This is a genomic window from Paenibacillus sp. FSL R5-0636 (assembly GCF_037974255.1).
Classification (GTDB): Bacteria; Bacillota; Bacilli; order Paenibacillales; family Paenibacillaceae; genus Paenibacillus_AQ; species Paenibacillus_AQ odorifer.
Genome location: NZ_CP150232.1, coordinates 6,049,212 through 6,067,978 on the forward strand (window position 1 = coordinate 6,049,212; position 18,767 = coordinate 6,067,978).

Here is an 18,767-nt window from a genome sequence, read left to right on the forward strand (position 1 = left end):
ATCGCTCTAATCGTGAGGCTCACTATCATCATCCCTCGATTCGAAATCTAATAAATCTTTCTGCCTTTAAGATCCTCAATTCCGCTCTTGCGGTAAAAATACGTATTGATCCGATCTCTCCATTCCTGCGCATGCTCTGCTTGCTCTTCAAGACGTTGCTTCACTTGCATATACAATCCACTATCCACGCTGCCTTCAAGTGATTCCCATGTCGCTAGAAGCTGTGCAGCCTGCTCTGCCCCCTCGAAATGAGTATCGTAAATATGTTGTATAACCGTTTGCCCCGATTGCAGAACATGCGTGTATGGAACATGATGAAAGAACAGCAACAGCTCTTCTGGACAAGACGCTAGATTCTCATAGTTTGATGCATTAAGACCCATATACTGTCCACTATAACCCGTTCCCGATTTGACTGAACGATCCACACCAATGCCTTTATGATCCGCATAATGGTACGTTCCCCACTTGGCGTATTCATACCCATCCACATTCGGCCCATAATGATGATCCGGATTAACCATCCAACCCACACCTAATGGAGCTGTGTAAGATTCGTAAATCCTCCATGAGTCCATCAACATCCCGCGAATAGCAGCCACTAGACCTTCATCAGTGCCAAAGGTAAGCCGAATCCATTCCTCAGCTATTTCTTTTGCCGTCAGCTCCGGATTCCAAATTAATCTTCCATATCCATACAGATTAGCTTGAGCTAACCCATGCCCCGTCCAGTTCATGTCATCTCCAACATTAGTTACAGCAGCCACACCATTATACTTATTTCCCCACACCGATCCGTCCACAACATGTTTCACAAGCGTAGTTTGCCCTTTGGCATAAGTATTGAAATCAAGGACTTCTTTCCACTGTGGAACAAGATAACAGAGATGCCGCTGCTGCCCCGTATATTCTTGAGCAATCTGAAACTCCATCAGATGACTGGTATGTTCCAGTGCGCCAAACAGCGGAGATACCGGTTCTCTGACTTGAAAATCCATCGGTCCATTCTTGATTTGCAGCACTACATTATCATTAAATCGGCCATCCAATGGTTTGAAATGATCATATGCCGCTCTGGCCCGATCTGTCTTACGGTCACGCCAATCCTGCTTGCAGTTATATACGAAACAACGCCAAATCACGATTCCGCCAAACGGCTCCAGTGCTTCTCCCAGCATGTTGGCGCCATCTGCATGGTCACGCCCGTAAGTGAATGGTCCTGGTCGATTTTCTGAATCCGCTTTGACCACAAACCCGCCAAAATCAGGTATCGCCCGATAAACCTCACTAGCCTTATCTTTCCACCATTGCCGCACCGCTGAATCCAGTGGATCAGCTGTCTCCAATGCTCCGATCTGTATCGGGCTGGCGAAGTTAGCACTGAGGAATAGCTTAATTCCGTATACGCGGAATATTCCTGCAATTAACGCGATATCAGGCAAATATTGCTCCGTTATAAATAGAGATTCAAGCTCATGAACATTCACATTGTTAATCGAAATCGCGTTGATCCCCACAGAGGACATCAATCTGGCATAATCACGCAGCCGCTTTGTATCGTTAAGAAATTGATTGGACTCGTAAAAAAAGGACCGTCCAGCATAGCCACGTTCAATACTGCCATCAAAATTATCCCAGTGATTAATCATTCGCAGGCCGTTCACCGGACTCATAGACAAATTCAGAGCGTCTATTTCGCTTTCTGTTCCTATCAGCCGTAAAAGATGGAATACGCCATACAATATTCCAACAGGCGTTGAAGCACCGATAGCGATACATTTCTCAGCAGCGTTTGTACGTATAAGGAAACCTTCAGCACCCAGTGAATCGGTTCGCTCTCCTGCGAATACTCTACCAATTAACGGATTCCCCCCTTGGAAGGTTCCTATAACGATACACGGTCCTTCTGATTGCGCTGTGAGCAGTGGCGCTTTGCCCAGCATAGAGGTCATCCCCTGTATGAATTCCGCGGCTGCCGCCTGAATCGTTTCGTTGTCCTCCGTTACAACCAGCTCACCACACCAATTTGTATATTGATTGTATAGAGATCCAGATTTCAGCTGGCCATAGTTGAGCCAAGCCTCATAAGCGGTATTTGTCATGTATATTCCTCCCGTATAAATAACCCGCCCTGGATTGAAAAGGACGGGTTCATAATTCGCAAGCTTGAGCAGGTTACCCGCTCTATGATTTGGTGACAGCGTTAAGCAATTGGTGATAAGCCGGCTTAGGATTATGCTGCTCATCGAATAGAAATGGCCAATTTTTCCGTCCCCGAACAGGGAAGCCGTCCAGCCATGTATAGTCATCCGCTGCTCCCCAGAAAGTGACTGAGCTAATCACGTCGCGGTATTCTTTCAACAGAGCAAACATCGCTTCATACCGCTCTGCCTGCAGCTCGAGCAGTTCGGCAGGTGCAACCTTTAAATCCATTCGTTTGTCATCGAAACGGAACATGGACACATCCAGCTCTGTCAATTGGAGCTGAAGCCCTAAAGATGCATACTTCTCAATAGCAGCACGTATTTCATCTAAGTCCGGATCGTATAGATTCCAGTGCGCTTGCAATCCGACGCCATGGATCGGTACTTCCTGTTCCAGCAGCGACTTCACCATTTTATAGATTTTGTCGCGCTTAAGGGGATTAGACTCGTTATAGTCGTTGTAGAATAACAAAGCCTTTGGATCGGCTTCATGAGCGAATTCAAACGCTTTGCCGATAAACTCCGGTCCGACAATATCCAGCCACTTTGACTGGCGAAGAAGTTCTTCTCCTTCATCTGCAATAACTTCATTTACAACATCCCAAGCATAGATATCTTCCTTGTAACGCCCAACCACGGTCTGAATATGTGATTTGAGCCGTGCAAGCAATGTCTCTTTGCTTACACGCCCGCCCATCTTATCCTCAAACAACCAGTCCGTAGTCTGGTTGTGCCAGACTAAAGTATGCCCACGCATAGCCATATGATGTTTTCGGGCGAAGGCAACCAACTGATCTGCTAGTTTAAAGTTATAAATGTCTTCAAGCGGATGCAGACTTTCAAACTTCATCTCATTTTCAGCGGTAATGCTATTGAAATGATAGGCGAGCAAATGCTCCTGTGATTGTATCGTCAACGGGTTAACGGCTGCGCCAATTTTGAAATCCTCAGCAAATATTGTTTTTAGAGCAGGTTCTGTGTAATCACTAGCTTGTCTCAACAAGTTCCCTCCTGACAAACGCATTTATATCAGTATTCGAATAATTAAGACTGATAATCGAACCAATCGAAGTAGGCAGGCACCTCAGCCACCTTGCCATGACCTGTTGCATATAAGCCGATAAGTACACCCGTAAATCCATTTCCTTTTACAGCTTGAGGGGATAATGGATACGCTGCTGCTGTTGATAGCTTATTCCACTCCTGCCCATCCAAAGAATACAGGAAGCTGTATTCGTTAAGCTCAGCCTTAGCTTTCAAATAAATTCGCTCGGCAGTAGTTGGAATCTCTGCCGCTGTATGGGTTATTCCATCCATGGTCACATGAGCTGTAATCACTCTTTGGCCGTTTTTTTGAACAAGTCCAATTTCATAATGAGCGTTCTCATCTAATCTGGCGCAAAGTCCAGCCTCCACATCAGCAATAGATGAAGGCATTTCAAGCAGTGTGCTCCATTCTGCTGAAGTATTCTGCTGTCTTCTGCCTACAAAAGCCACTTGGCCTACTTCACTGAGATCTTTCGGTTGTCCTCGAAGAGATAACCATCCCTGCCGTTCGTTTAAGGACCAGCTTCCCTCAGCCGGATTCCGCAGAAAGGCTAATCCCAGCGGCAATACATGTTCATCAAAATCATATCTTCCACTAGTCTCAGGTTTTGGTGATTGACCAGGTACACGTGAAACCTTCATTTCCAGTCCGACAGTGTCTTCATTATTATCGATCATCGGCCATCCGTCTTCAGTCCAGTTTACGGGAGCAAGGAAAGTCTCTCTTCCAAGCACAGTAAATTTTGCATCTACTAGTCTTACTCCAAGGAATACGGCCCACCAATCCCCGTTACGATCCTCAATCAAATCGGCATGCCCTAAATACTGAATGGGATTATCAGTACCGCTGTGCGTCAATATCGGATGCGGCAATCGTTCAAATGGTCCATAAGGAGAGGAGCTGCGGCCAATGATCTCCCGATGTTCCTTTGCCGTTCCTCCTGAAGCCGTCATGATATAGTACATTCCATTTATTTTGTACAAATGGGGGCCTTCCGTCCAAGGTCCACCATCCCCGGTCCAGATGACAACAGGTTCTGTTAACGCTGCTCCCGTAGCAATATCTATCTCATATTGGATGGCATGGGAGTCATAATCTGCCCCCTGCTGGGTGGTTACATAAACCTTTCCATCCTCATCAAACATTAGAGAAGGGTCAATTCCTCCATAAGGAATACTAATCGGATCTGACCACAGACCCGCAGGATCCGTAGCCGTAACATAGAAATTCCCTTTCCCGTGTATTTCGGTCGTTATCATGTAAAACGTTCCTTCATGATACCGGATCGTTGGGGCAAATATCCCTCCAGAGCTCTTGCTTTTACGTGTATCCAGCTGACTTACACGATTGAGCACATGACCTATTTGGGTCCAGTGAATCAAATCCTGACTATGAAAAATAGGTACGCCAGGGAAATACTCAAAGGAGCTGCAAACTAAATAGTAGTCATCCCCTGCCCGAGTGATACTTGGATCAGGATAGAAGCCTGGAAGTATCGGATTCGTGTATGTGATTGAAGATGGGGTCATAATTTAACAGACAACCTTCCTATTACTTAATAGTGATTGCAAGCTCCTTATTCCTTCACGCTTCCTACGTTCATTCCAACTACAAAATACTTTTGCATGAATGGATAGACTAGCAAAATTGGAACCGAAGCAACAATAGTAACGGCTGCACGAATGGACTTTGGAGTAACCATTGACCCCGCTGACTCTGCAGTTACCCCTGCCCCGTTAGCTACACTTGCGTTACTGTTCGCATTCATACTAGATGATATTAGTTTCATTAATTCATATTGCAATGTACTCAAGTGTTGGCGGGAAGAAGTGTAGATAAAAGCATCAAACCATGCGTTCCATGCACCTACCGCGACAAAAAGGGCGATTGTAGCAAGAACAGGTTTACACAAAGGGAAGACTACTTTCATGAAAATCTTGAATTCACCTGCACCGTCGATTCTCGCGGATTCCATAAGACTTTCATGCAAACCACCAATGTAAGTACGGATGACGATCATATTAAATGCACTTATCATAGTCGGTATTACATATACCCAAAACGTATTAATCAAATGAAGATCCTTAATTAGGAAATAGTTTGGAATCAGACCCGCATTAAAATACATGGTTAGGACGAAAATAAAGGTAATCTGTTTGCGGAAAACATATTCTTTCCGGCTTAAAGTATAAGCAAGCATTGTGGTTAAAAATAGATTCAGGATCGTAGATATCACTGTTCGTGCTACCGAAATCCAAAAAGCAGGAATAATTGTACCAGAGGCAAAAACTGCCTTGTAGTTTTGTATGGTCCACTCTCTAGGCCATAGATAAATGCCGCCGCGGATGGTATCATTCCCCGCATTAAAGGAGACTGCTATAGTATTCAGGAATGGATACAAGGTAACAATAACTAGACAAACCATAAATATAGTATTGAAGGTGCCGAACACTACTGGTTCGAACCCCAAATTTCTCATCCGTTTTCCAGCATTACTTTTTGGAGATTTTTGAGGAATCAATTGAGTTTTTTCCATGATTATAACAGCCTCTCTTCCCCTAGCCGCTTCGAAGTCCAGTTAGCTAATAGCAGCAACGTTACACTTACGACTGTTTTAAATATACCACCCGCAGTAGCTAAGGAATAATTCCCTTGCCCAATCCCGTATTTCAATACAAATATATCAATCGTATCCGACCAGTCTACAGTAAGCCCGTTCCCTAATAAGTACGGAACCTCAAATCCGACATCCAGTACATGTCCTATGGACATTATCATCAGGATTACAATGGTTGGTCTAATTCCCGGCAATGTTACATTGAACATTTTTTTGTACCGGTTAGCCCCATCAATCTCAGCAGCCTCATATAAAGCTGGATCTATAGAAGCAATAGCAGCCAAGTAGATGATAGTACTCCATCCAACCTCTTTCCAGACGGTTGAAGCACCCACAATACCCCAGAAATACTTCCCTTCACTCAACCAAAGAATCGGTGAATCGATAAGATGTAATTTCATGAGTACGATGTTGATAATCCCGTCGTTAACCGAGAGGGAGACACCTACAATCCCTGTTACAATAATCCAAGAGAGGAAGTGAGGTAAGTAGGATATGGTCTGCACGGTTCTTTTCCAAAATACATTTTTGATTTCATTAAGAAGTAAGGCCAATGTTATTGCGGTTATAAATCCTAGAAAGAAATTAATTAATCCCATAGCCAGTGTGTTTCGTAGTACCCTTAAAAAGGTATCGTCCGTAAATAGAAACTTGAAGTGTTTCAAGCCAACCCACGTTTGTTCGCCAAAAGCCTTAGCTGGTTTATAATCCTGAAAAGCCATGGTCCATCCCCAGACGGGAACATAAGCAAATAATATAATATAAAGCAGCAATGGAACCGACATCCAAATTAGCTGTTTCTGATTCTTAATCAAATTCATAGTAATAGGTTGCTTCTTTTTTCTTTTAGGATGCCGGTTAACTTTTTTTCCCGTTAAAATCTCATCCATATATTTTCTCCCCACATCATCCATATATTTCAGAAAGTGGTTGGCTAATAAGCCACCACTTTCTGATTTTTAAGCATGCTCTAACTATTTAACACTCCAAGTATCAAATCTCCATTTAAGCTGTTCATTGATTCTGTCTTCGTAGGCTTTAACATCCGCTTTATTAAGTTCTTTAACAAATTCAGCCCAAACTTTATCGAAATCGGAAGGACTAGCCAAGATTGCTTTTGGCAAGAACTTGGTTTTAACTTCTCCCATCTTCGTATCGGCAATTTTTGCTGGAGAGTTTTCAACAAGATCTATGGACCAAGCAGGGTAAGCTACTGGATTCGGTCCAGGCTTACTGAAGAAATCTACATAACTGTTGAATCCATATGCGTCGAGGACTTCCTTGTCAAACGCTTCCAATCCTGCCTTATATTCTTCTGGTTGGGCTGCCGCATCCGTTGAGTTACCGTCTGCAAAGTACCCTTGCATTTTCGGAGCGGTAGCATACCAAGCTTCTGCTTTGTTACTCAGCTTCCAAGTAGCATCAACTGCGTTATCCCGTTGTTCTTGGGTTCTCATAAAGCGGCCGTTTTCCACAATATAATCTTCGCCTTCAATACCCCAAGTGAGAGTTCTTTGCCAATCTTCTTGAATCAATGTGTCCATAAGTTTAAGGATTCTCACTGGATCCTTAGCATTGATAGTAATCCCGAATCCATTATTCAAGTTAAGCGCAGGGCGATCCAGATAATAATCTTTGGTGTTGGTATCATACACAAGAGGCAGACCTACATAAGTTCTCATATCTTTTTCTTGAGTCTTGAGTGAATCTTCTGCTTTACCAAAGTTCCAGTGCTGATCAAACATTCCTAGAACGGCTCCGCTGGACAATTTAGCTAAATATTGGTCATAATCCATTGTAAATGCTTCTTTATCAATAATACCCAATGCATTCATATCATTAAGCTTCTTATAGTACTGCTTAGCATAGTCTTTATCCGCAAAGATTTCTGCCACGTTATCCTTAACCACTACTCCGCCATCATTAGGATGTCCGATCAGATGCTGAGGAGCGTTAAACAATCCCCAGTTTCTCCAGTCTTTGTTATGAATTTCAAACCCAACTGTTGGTTGTCCATCAATGGTTGGATTCTTCTCTTTATACTTAACGATAAGATCGAAATACTCATCCAAAGTTTTAACCACTGGATAGCCAGCATCTTTAAGTACAGCTTTCTGAATCCAGAAAGCTGGGCCAGAGTAATAGGTTGAATTCACATCACCGTTATACGCACCATAGTTTGGAAGTGTATAAATATGTCCATCATTTGGATCCTTCATCATGTTCCAGTAAGCTGCGTAATGCGCTTTCAAATTTGGAGCGTGTTCTTCAATCAAGTCCTCGAGAGGAATAAATGCACCTGCTGCCGTCAGTTGGGTATTAGAACTCATTAGATCTGGATAATCCGAACCGGCAATCATAACGCCAAGCTTCTGTTTAAGATCTCCTGCCAAGAATTCGAAATTGAATGAGGCGCCTGTTTTTTCTTTAATCATTTTATAAATTTTATTATCTGGTGTTGGTTGCTGGCCTGCTTCTCCAAGAAAGATACTAATTTCGAAAGGTTCAATCTTATCAGAATTTGTTCCTGCTGCAGTTGAAGTGGCTGTTTCTGCTGGTTTGTCTTCCCCCTTAGCCGTCGTATTGTTGCTGTTATTTCCTCCGCACCCTGCTAAGGTAAAGCTTAGGGATAACACAGCAATCAGACTAAGTTTCCATTTGGATATTAACTTGCCCCCCATAAAGCACCTCCATATATTTGTTGGTGTAACAATGTTGTAAGCCCTTACAAGTTAAATTATAGAGGTGATAATCTTCTGAAAATACGCCAGAATTAAAGATGTACCCCCAAAAAGTTTAGGTATTAGTGTTTTTAAATTCGTTAGGACTCATATGTAGCTTTTTTTCAAATTGCTTGAGAAACTGACTATAATTGCCATAGCCCACTTTCTCAGCGATTTCACTATTTTTTAACTTATTTTGTTGAAGTAAATGTACTGCCTCTTTTATTCGGAGGTTATGTAGCTGTTCATTGAAGTTAATTCCGTTCTTCTTGATCAATAATTGTCCCAGATATACCGGGTGCAGGAAAAACACCTCTGATAGCCTCTTAATGGTAAGACATTCGCGAAAATGCTCTTCAATATAATTGTTAATCTCCTGAACAATCCCCTGTGATCTTAGGTTTTGTTCCTTAAGAAGGATATCAATACTGGCCTCGCCGCAGAATAGCAAATTACGCATTAAGTCCGTCAAGGTGATCATTGAGTCTAACATCGCGGGGATTCTAATTTGATTAGATAAGGAGGACTCATGAACTTCACTGGCTTCCGAGGTAAACTCAATAATCTTATACATCATATGAATAACAATTTTCTTCACAACCTCTGGAGCGATGCGCTGTTCCCGGAAACTGCGGGCTGCCGAGTTCACAGCTTGGCTAAAGCCTGCGGAGTCCAGGGTGTTAATCGGTCTTATCAAGTCATCCATCAGTTGAATTTGATCATAATGATAACTGAAGGGACTATCCTTAATCTCTTGATAACTCAGGACCTCTGCATTTTCAGGATAATAAAAATAATACATTAATGCTTCTTTCGCCGTTCGGTAACTGTTCCCGATCTGAAGCAAGGAGCCTACGCCAGCGCCAGCTGCAATATACAAAGCTTGTTTAGGGTGTTCATTCAGCAAGGGAGTTGCGATCTGATCGATCACAGCTCCCTCAGTGGACAATGAATGGTATCCGTATACGATTCCAAAACAATGACTCTCCAGATCCATCAGAAACATCGAATCTTTATCGGTTAGGAGGGCTGAGGCTTGCTCTCTGATCTCTGTATATAAAACCGGCTCTGTCTGTATCAGACAAATATTCCAATGGCTTTTCCCTTCCGATAATCGGTTAAGTACCTCCTGATTCGACTGCTCAGCTTTCTCATGCAGTATTCCTTTCAGGAGAGAAACAGCCTCCTCCGCGGAGGCTATTTGATTTAAACTGCGCTTCTGAGCTTCCTGCTCCAGCTCCTGATAAATCTCCAGTAATTCTTCTGCCGCTTCTTCTGGAAACACTGGCTTCATCAGATAATGATTAATTCCATAGTGTATAGCTGTCTTGGCATATTCAAACTCACTATAACCACTTAGTATGGCAAACTTAATCTCCTTAATCTCAGCTCGTTGCCAAGCTGCGACCATCTCCAGCCCATTCATTAGCGGCATATTAACATCCGTAATTACAAGATCTGGTTCGAGCTGTTTCATTAACTCCAGCCCCTCTTTGCCATTGCTGGAGGTTCCACATACCTCAAAGCCAAGCTCCTGCCAATCAATCCATAGCTGCATCGCTTCAAGCGCACTAGGCTCATCATCGATCAACAATACTTTGTATTTCATAGGGGGTCCCTCACTTTCTAGCTATTCTTCCGTTCCAGGAGTTTTAATGGAATATCAAAAGTGACAATGGTCCCTTCATCCGGAACGCTGCTGATATCAAAACGGACCTGATCTTCATAATACAATTCTAATCGGCGGTACACGTTGCGGATTCCGATATTCGTTCCCGAAGACGCTTCATTTTGAACATTACCTAATAATTCTTGCAGCTTCTCTGGCTCTATCCCTTTACCGTTATCAGAGACGGTAACTTTTAAGCGTCCCTCCTCCACTAACGTCTTCACTTTTATCACACCAAGTCCCTCTATGGCCTGTAGACCATGTTTGCAGGAATTCTCAACGAGCGGCTGCATGCTTAGCTTGGGAATCTTATATTGAAGCGACTGCTCATCGATCTCAAATTGATAATCAAATTTATCCCGGAACCGGAATTTTTCAATTTTTAAATACATCTCGATGAAAGTCATTTCTTCTTCCAGAGTGACGAGATCTTCTTTCCAGCTCAGCAGCCGTCTAAGTAATTTGGATAAACTCTTAATAATATCTGTAACATCCGAATAATTATTTTTAGTACAGACCACCAAAATGGCATTTAACGTATTAAACAGAAAATGCGGATTCATCTGGCTTTGCAGAAAATTCAGTTCAGCTCTTACTCTTTCCATCTCCAGATTATTTTTTTGAATCTCCAGTTTATATACATCATTGATCAAGGAATTAATGGTAGTGGTCATCCTGTTAAAATTACGGATCAGTCCCCCGATCTCATCCTGGCCTTCATCGATTCGAATCAGCTCAAATTTCTCATTGGATACTTTCTGCATATGTCTGGATAACCGTTTCACCCGATAATTATAGGATCTTAACATCACATATAAAAAAGCGGTGGTGATTAGCGTGACAATGGACGCCAGAATCCCTGCATAAATCCGAATCTCCATTATCGCTTGGGTAATACGCTCACCTTGTGTAATTCCTATTATCCGCCAGCCCTTTATATAACTAGCTCCGCCGACGGGTACAATATGAACGTCCTCCTTGCGCTCATCATCCTGCAGCTTGAACACGGGATAAGGTTCCGCGGTGCCTCTTTGATAGCCGCTTTGTGCAGACATAATAATCTCGTCCTGCTCGTTAACTAAATAAAGACTCAAGTAATCTTTTTCTCTGATAATCACGTCATATATTTTACTGAGATCCAAATCAATTCTAAGCAGCTTTTCAAACTTATTGTATGAGCTGTAAGCGTCCATTCGCTCAATAACACTCAAATAAGGCGCTGTAGAAATCACACTAGAGGTATCACTCATATGATAAGCGGCAAGAAACAGATGTTTATCCGCAGCCTTCGACTGCTTATACCATTCACTATTCATTACCTTTTCATTGATGACCTGATAGTTGCTGCCGGAAACAATGGAATCATTGTTCGTAAATACAGTAATCCGTTCAATCTGATTATTCACCGGCATATAGCTGTTCATGCGGTCTCTCAGCTGTTCATCAAAAGTGTCATAAAATTCAATAGAGTTCCCATACGTCCGCTCAAGCAATTCATACAGGTTCTTATCAGCAGAAAGCGTATAGCTGACAGCTACCCCACCTTCAATGAAATCATGAATATCCTTTCGGGCTCTTTCTAAGGATATCTCCAGGTTCTGCTGCTCTCTGGATTTGATCAGATCGGAAATCCGATCCAAAAAAACAAGGTTAATAATAATGATAGGGAGAAGAACACCTATGATATAAATAAGGGAAAATTTATAATTCAAGGGAATATCATTCACTACTTTTCTAAATCTGAATTTTTTTCTCTCCATATGAAACACCTTGCTTCCCCTAGAGCTGTTGGTTCTTATTCTCATTTTTATACACGGATGGTACTACCCCTACAAGCAGCTTAAATTTATCTATAAAATAATCAGTGTTAGAGAATCCCACCTGCACCGCTATATCCGATATCTTTAGCTGTGTTCGTTTCAGCAGACTTTTCGCCTCTTCAATCCGTTTAGCATTTAGGTATTCACTAAAGCCCTGACCCGTTTGCTTTCTAAACAGTTGTCCCAAATAGGTAGAATTAATATGAAATTGTTGTGCCAAATCCTGAAGCTTTAATTTATTCCGAAATTCACGATCCACATACTGAATAACCTTGTAAATCGTATTTCGTTCATTCTGCTGCTCTAATTCAGACAGATAGACGGCAGCACGTTCACACAGACTTTGTACATAACTGCTTATTATAAAATAATCACTGAGTTCACCTAGATTTCCGTATTCTTGCTGCAGCTTAATCATAATCGTATCCGGGTCTCCATTCATTCGAGCTATAATTCTACAGATCGTAAGCTCTAAATGGGCCACTTTTGCTTTTACAACTTCAAGGGTCAGCAGATTCTCGACGAAAGCAGTGAACGCTTCTTTTACACAAGGCTGGATCTGTTCCGTATCATTCGTTTGGACCTTATGCAGCAGCTGTCTGAAATGATCCTCATGAGGTTCTTCCTTTTTCAGGTTCCTAAGCTCACTATAATAAAAGACCCCTCTTTTCTGCTGGTGCGTTTTTCGTTTCCATACCTCAAGTGCCTGCCTATAAATCTCTCGAATAGAGCTCACCCCGACCATTCTGCTGCTAAGTGCTAGAAAGACCAGCTCCTGTGATTGTTCAGTGAGATCTGAATGCATCTGGTTGACGATAGTCTCCAGGCTCTCATTGCCGATAGAAGCAGACTGAAGAATGATCCCCGCTCTTCCCGATCCGTCTTGAAAGAAGCAGAAGTGTTCCTCGGAAAAATAATCACTTATCTGCGGTTGGAATGGATTCATAGAGGAGGCGGGTTCGATAAGAATACACATTACCTCTGCATCCGCTTGAAGCTTCAAGGTGTTTCGGGTTAGAAGCTCTAAATTTTCGTTATACTCCCCTTGGATCAGGCGGTTGATGATATTATTTACGATAAAAAATTGCTTTTTATCAAACTCCTCATTGGAAGCGATTTCATTTTGGATTATTGGAGTGATCCTGCTTAATAAAGCCTCTATTTCTTCATCATCAATGGGTTTTAATAAATATTCATTTACCCGCTGGCGCAATGCCTTACGTGCATACTTGAAATCATCATATCCAGACAAAATCACAAATTTAGGAGGTTTCTCCATCACCTCATTCAACTTTGTAATAAGCTCAAGACCGTTAATTACAGGCATATTAATATCCGTAAGAACCAGTTCCGGTTTATTCTCCTGGATAAGCCTCATCGCATCCGTGCCGTTTTGAGCTTCACCACAAACTTCATAACCGAATTTTCCCCAGTCGATCATCGTCCTTAGCCCCTCAAGAACCCAGGGTTCATCGTCCACGATCAGAACCTTAAGCATGATGTTCGCTCCAATCTTATTAAGATAAGCCCGCGCTTTACACCAAAATATATAGATCATGCTATCATACTTGGATAATGATGTGAATTCATAAATTTTCCTTCTTTTGTTTAAAACAGTACTTTTTTTACTTGAAAAAACATACTAAAAACAGCGTATCCTAAATTTCAGACACACCTTTACAAGGGCCCATCATTCCATTATTATAGTTTACATCGAGTAAACCTTTACACAGTGTAAACTATATGGGAGGGCTATGATATGAGCAGCTTATCTAAGTCTGCTAGATTTCCACTTTTCATTCTGATGTTGAATCTATTTATCGCCTTATTGGGGCAAGGTATGGTCATTCCCATTCTACCTGAATATCTGAAACTGTTTAATGCGTCAGGGGCTGCCGCCGGATATCTTATTGCGGCTTTTGGAGCAGCACAGTTTATTTTTTCACCTATAGGGGGACAGCTTTCGGATAAATGGGGCCGAAAATCAATGATCATTTCCGGAATGTTTTTAACCGTCCTTTCAGATCTGATATTTGCTGTATCTACGACATTGCCCCTACTTTACATCGCTAGATTTATTGGGGGTATAGGTATCGGAATCATGGTCCCTTCCAATATGGCCTATGTCGCTGATATCACCACCCATGAAACCCGTGCAAAAGGTATGGGGTACTTGGGGGCTTCCATGAATTTGGGTATGGTACTTGGTCCAGGGTTAGGCGGGATTATCGCTGGGTTTGGCATACGGGTGCCTTATTTTTTTGCGGGTGGACTTGGGCTTATCGCTACGATACTTTGTTTTTATATGCCAGAGACACTACCAAAGGAAAAACGGAAATCCGTTAACAAACAGGACCCTCGGGAATCCATTCGTAATCAAATCGTAAATTCATTCCGGACGTCCTATTTCCGCTATCTTCTGCTCATTCTGATCATGACATTTGGTCTGATGAATTATGAAACGGTGTACGCCCTTTTTGTGGAACAAAAATACGGTTTTGATGCAACGAAAATCTCAATCATTATTACGGTTGGTGCTATTATAGGCATTATTGTGCAGATCTGGCTGCTTGATCATCTGATTAAGAGACTTGGCGAGATAAAGCTTATACGTATATCATTGGTGATGACCGCTATAACCTTATTGTTGATGATATTCAAGATCAATTTAGGTTATTTATTAGTTGTATCCGGTTTATTTTTTGCTTTTAATGCTTTTTTGCGCCCCACAGTAAGTACATTGATTGCCAATTCAGCTGGCGATCGGCAAGGATATGCTGCCGGATTAAATACAACGTACACCAGTATAGGAAACATACTTGGACCCATTTTAGCGGGATTGATGTTTGACAAACATATTAATATTCCCTATATTTTTGGGGCAATTATCCTGGCATCTGCCTTTTTCATCACCTTACAAAAACCAAAAAAAGAGCAAGAAAGGAGTGTCGCCCATGACTGAGAACTGGCACCAGAATTTAAAAAACAAAAACCGGGAAGAATTAATTGCTGCGGCGAAGGATCTTTTTATGAAGCAAAGCTTTCTCAAAGTTAATATTAAGGATGTCTGCGACGTGGCTGGTGTAAGCCGGGTTACCTTTTATAAGCATTTCCAGTCCATGAACGAACTGATTTTTGAGGTCCAGATGGAAATTCTGGAGAGCATGACGCAATTTGTTAGAAGCGCACCTTCTTCAATTGAAATGAATGGTAAGCAAATGCTTGCTTCGATGCTTAATGCTTGGATTGATTATGCCCGGCAACACCCAGGTTACATCAAATTCATTCTTCTATTCGATTTGCATTTTGAAGCCTATGATTACAGTAAAGAACTCAAAGAAAAGTACAAAGATTTTGTGATGCGGAGAAAAGAACGACATTTCTTAATGGATGCTCTGGAGGCCGGAGTTAAAGATGGATCGTTAAAATTTGATACAGAACCCTTATCCACTGCTCATTTCATCTTCACGTCTATGATGGGTTTATTACAGAAAATGAGCCTGATTTCCAAAGACGATTTCAACAACGAACTTCAGGATATTCAGATTGCTAACCGATTTGTGGACATGTTAGTTCAGTATTTAAGTACAGAAAGTGATGAATCTCCTGCCTTGAAGTAAGGGGATCCATCACATTCTACGTAATAGAGAGAAGTAGTTTAAATGAAATTATTCTGATTTAAGGAGCGGTTAGACTCATGTTTGATTAACCATTCTTTTCTGGCAAGCCCGCCTCCATAACCACCCAATTCACCATTGCTGTTTATCACTCGATGACATGGAACCAAGATTGAGAGTTGATTGGTACCATTCGCCCTTGCTACAGCGCGGCAAGCAGAGGGATTGTTGATTTTCTCTGCAAGCTCCTTATAAGAAACTGTCTGTCCCAGAGGTATTTTCCGGAGTTCATTCCACACCTTTTGCTGAAAGTCTGAGCCCAGATAACGAACCGGCGTTGTAAATTCCGTAAGTTCACCTGTGAAATACAGCTTCAATTCCTCCTCAATTTGGTGAAGGACGGCTACCTTTTCAGGTAATATAGTTGCATTTAAGCGAGTGCGTAATCTTTTGATTTCATTTTCAAGACCCTTGCGATCCACAAATTCCAGCAGTAAAAGACTCTCTTCATCGGAGATGGCCAGCATGGAACCCAATATCGTTTCTATCCAAGTACAGTACAGCACTTTAATCTGCTTGGAATGATTCGGGACAGTCCCCATCGTTCGTGAAAAGGCATCCCTAAACCCATTGCTCGAATCGTACCCGCTTTCCAGTTGTGCGTTAATGATTGAATCCCCATTCCTAATATGTTTGAATGCCAGTCCTAAACGTCTAGAACGTGCATATTCGATAAAGGTCATCCCGAATTGTTTCTTAAATTGGCGGCGTGCCGTGTTTGCACTAATAGACAGCTCATCAAAATCTTTATCTGTCCATTTTCGTTCCGGATTGCTCTCAATAGCCTCTACTAGCAGCTTTACTTCAGGAGACATTTTTGTTGGATTGGATAGCGGCTGACACCTTTTACAAGGTCTATATGAAGCTAATAAGGCTTCCTTGGCTGTAGCAAAAAACTCACAATTTTCTTTTAATGGCTTTTTAGCGGGACAAGTTGGCCTACACATGATGCCCGTTGTTTTCACTCCTACAAAAAATACGCCCTCATAATTCGAGTTTTTCTCGACCAGCATCTTATAATATTTATTGATATCCTGCTCATTAGTTATCATAGTATGGTTAGCTCATTTCTAAATAAAGTCCTGAGGCGTCAAGCGTTTGCCGGGCATTTTCCTGAAGATTATGTTGTGCCTGAAAGAAACTACGCGGGCCATAGCTAATACGTTTCACGCCAATTTTTTGCAATTCATGATTTGAAAGCATACCGTCCATAACCATGATATTCACAGGCAGTGGCGATTTTTTGACAAATTGTTCAATCAAGCTTGGATCAGCGAGCCCCGGTATAAAAATCCCATCCGCTCCAGCGTCAGCATAAGCATAGGTACGTTCTATAGCTTGATTCACTAGATCCATCGAATGTTCCTTATCCTTGAAAAAAATATCCGTTCTAGCGTTAATAAACACACGCTTTTGCAGTTTGGAGGCTACTTGTTGTATGGTTTTGATCCTACGGCTTTGTTCGCTGGTCTCCCATAGTTCATTGTTAGGATGATTTACAATCTGATCTTCAAAATTGATACCACAGATGTCTAATTGAAATAACTGCTCCATGTTATGCGCTAAAGTATCCTCATCTACAGCATATCCACCTTCGATGTCTACGGTCAATGGAACCGCTACTCGTTCGGCAATCTTTGAAATCATCCAAAGCATAAGCTCAAATGTAAGCTGTTCACCATCCGAATATCCCCACGCTTCCGCCATGGAATAGCTGCTAGTTGCTACCGCCTTTGATCCAGCTTGCTCTATTGCTTTAGCTGAGGCTACATCCCAGCAGTTGTACAGGATCAGTGGATTTTTTTGATCATGCAGAGTTTTAAAATAGTCATAGTTTTTACTGTTCATAAGTGGTCATCTCCATTTAGTTAAGAATAGAACCACTATATATTAGACATCCATTATCGATACCAGAAAAATTAACACCAATCTTTTTTTCCACAAAAAAAACACCGATAGATAATCTAATCCTCTCAGGATCAGATCATACCATCGATGTCAGTTTGCCGATTAAAGTTCTACCTTACGGAGTGATTGTTTTGGTGATAGTTTGGATGACTTTTTCCCTGTCCCCATCGGTACGATTTGTGGAGCTGCGATCCCGATCAGAACTACGATAATCCCGATCCAGCGAAGTAATGATACCTCTTCTTGCAGAACTAACACGGAGGCTACTACAGCTGCCGGTAACTCCGCTGCCCCTAAAATCGCGCCTAGACCTGAACCCAGCTTCGGAACCCCGATCGAAAAGAACAGAACTGGAATTACGATGCCCAACAAACCTAGAGGTAGGCCGTATTTCCAAAGCCCATCGCTAATCGCACCGTCATATAAAAAAGAAGGAGAAAAAACAGTCATAATAATAACCATTGCACTAGTGGTCATATACAAGCTTTTATTAACGGCAGGTACCTGCGTAGCTACTCTTCCACTCACAAAAATATAGAAGGCAAACGACACGGCTGACATTAAGCCAAAAACCACACCAGTGGTCGTGATTCCACCTACACTCGGCTCAAGGATGCCCCCCGCTAATACCGTACCAATTAGAAGGATAACCATCGAAATCACTTTTTCCCGACTAGGAAGTTTTCGATCTACAACCGCCTCCAGAATTACACCGATCCAAGTAAATTGGAATAACAGTACAATCGCAATCGAAGCAGGCAATTGTTCAACGGCGAAGCCATAAAATATGCCAGTTAAACTGATGGTGATCCCAGCGGCTAATAATTTCCCGCCTGTTTTTAGCCCTAATTTCTTTCGGGAAAATAATAAGACCAGCAAGAGCAGCATACACCATCCAAAAAAGTATTGTGATCCTACCAATTGTTTCATTCTAAAGCCATCGTTCATTCCAAGCTTGACGATCGTAGAGAGTGAGCCATAACTACAAGCACCTAAAAAAACTAGTAAAGCATATTTGAATAACTTCATATTCATCGTAAACCTCTTCCCTTTCTCTTGAGCAAGCTCATTAACATAATAAAGCCCCTTGTCATCGAAATG

At 42.0% G+C, this 18,767-nt stretch carries 14 protein-coding genes; 2 read left to right on the top strand and 12 right to left on the bottom strand.

The genetic code is table 11. The features are described 5' to 3' along the window. Nucleotides 1-47: 47 nt before the first annotated feature. From MKX34_RS27635 to MKX34_RS27675, 9 genes are all read right to left on the bottom strand, one after another. Nucleotides 48-2,102 (bottom strand): alpha-glucuronidase family glycosyl hydrolase, encoded by a 2,055-nt coding sequence (locus tag MKX34_RS27635; protein ID WP_076104890.1) that lies wholly within the window; start codon nt 2,100-2,102, stop codon nt 48-50. An 82-nt stretch (nt 2,103-2,184) separates the two neighbouring features. Then, nucleotides 2,185-3,204 carry an endo-1,4-beta-xylanase gene (locus tag MKX34_RS27640; RefSeq protein WP_249267741.1) on the bottom strand — a complete coding sequence of 340 codons (1,020 nt, stop codon included), beginning with the start codon at nt 3,202-3,204 and terminating at the stop codon, nt 2,185-2,187. Between the two features lie 44 nt (nt 3,205-3,248). Beyond that, nucleotides 3,249-4,781 (bottom strand): glycoside hydrolase family 43 protein, encoded by a 1,533-nt coding sequence (locus MKX34_RS27645; RefSeq protein WP_081383875.1) that lies wholly within the window; start codon nt 4,779-4,781, stop codon nt 3,249-3,251. A gap of 47 nt (nt 4,782-4,828) precedes the next feature. Then, on the bottom strand, nt 4,829-5,731 hold the full coding sequence (locus MKX34_RS27650) for a carbohydrate ABC transporter permease (protein ID WP_036685620.1): 903 nt from the start codon (nt 5,729-5,731) through the stop codon (nt 4,829-4,831). 59 nt (nt 5,732-5,790) lie between these two features. After that, the gene (locus MKX34_RS27655; RefSeq protein WP_036685395.1) at nt 5,791-6,759 is read right to left on the bottom strand and encodes an ABC transporter permease subunit; all 969 of its coding nucleotides are present in this window, start codon (nt 6,757-6,759) and stop codon (nt 5,791-5,793) included. 84 nt (nt 6,760-6,843) lie between these two features. Next, a complete protein-coding gene (locus MKX34_RS27660) occupies nt 6,844-8,550 on the bottom strand; it encodes a sugar ABC transporter substrate-binding protein (RefSeq protein WP_076213689.1) in 1,707 nt (568 codons plus the stop codon). Between the two features lie 115 nt (nt 8,551-8,665). Continuing rightward, nucleotides 8,666-10,201 (bottom strand): response regulator, encoded by a 1,536-nt coding sequence (locus tag MKX34_RS27665; RefSeq protein ID WP_076104888.1) that lies wholly within the window; start codon nt 10,199-10,201, stop codon nt 8,666-8,668. Between the two features lie 17 nt (nt 10,202-10,218). Further along, nucleotides 10,219-12,021: a sensor histidine kinase gene (locus tag MKX34_RS27670; protein ID WP_036685623.1), complete on the bottom strand. Its 1,803-nt coding sequence runs from the start codon at nt 12,019-12,021 to the stop codon at nt 10,219-10,221. A 19-nt stretch (nt 12,022-12,040) separates the two neighbouring features. After that, complete coding sequence (locus MKX34_RS27675) at nt 12,041-13,579, bottom strand: response regulator (protein WP_076296428.1); 1,539 nt, start codon at nt 13,577-13,579, stop codon at nt 12,041-12,043. Nucleotides 13,580-13,840: 261 nt separating this feature from the next. On the opposite strand from MKX34_RS27675, the gene MKX34_RS27680 reads away from it, so the two are divergent. Then, on the top strand, nt 13,841-15,043 hold the full coding sequence (locus MKX34_RS27680) for an MFS transporter (protein ID WP_038573237.1): 1,203 nt from the start codon (nt 13,841-13,843) through the stop codon (nt 15,041-15,043). Next, complete coding sequence (locus MKX34_RS27685; protein WP_038573238.1) at nt 15,036-15,701, top strand: TetR/AcrR family transcriptional regulator; 666 nt, start codon at nt 15,036-15,038, stop codon at nt 15,699-15,701. The genes MKX34_RS27680 and MKX34_RS27685 overlap by 8 nt, the downstream gene beginning before the upstream one ends. Before the next feature lie 38 nt (nt 15,702-15,739). Here the strand turns inward: MKX34_RS27685 and MKX34_RS27690 are convergent, their stop codons facing one another. The 3 genes from MKX34_RS27690 to MKX34_RS27700 all read right to left on the bottom strand — a co-directional run bounded on the left by MKX34_RS27690 (nt 15,740) and on the right by MKX34_RS27700 (nt 18,695). Then, a complete protein-coding gene (locus tag MKX34_RS27690) occupies nt 15,740-16,810 on the bottom strand; it encodes a trifunctional transcriptional activator/DNA repair protein Ada/methylated-DNA--[protein]-cysteine S-methyltransferase (protein ID WP_038573239.1) in 1,071 nt (356 codons plus the stop codon). A 7-nt stretch (nt 16,811-16,817) separates the two neighbouring features. After that, nucleotides 16,818-17,606, bottom strand: a complete 789-nt coding sequence (locus tag MKX34_RS27695) for an isocitrate lyase/phosphoenolpyruvate mutase family protein (RefSeq protein WP_076141807.1) — start codon at nt 17,604-17,606, stop codon at nt 16,818-16,820. A 162-nt stretch (nt 17,607-17,768) separates the two neighbouring features. Further along, entirely contained in the window at nt 17,769-18,695 is a 927-nt protein-coding gene (locus MKX34_RS27700) for a DMT family transporter (protein WP_076296433.1), read from the bottom strand. Between the last annotated feature and the right edge of the window lie 72 nt (nt 18,696-18,767).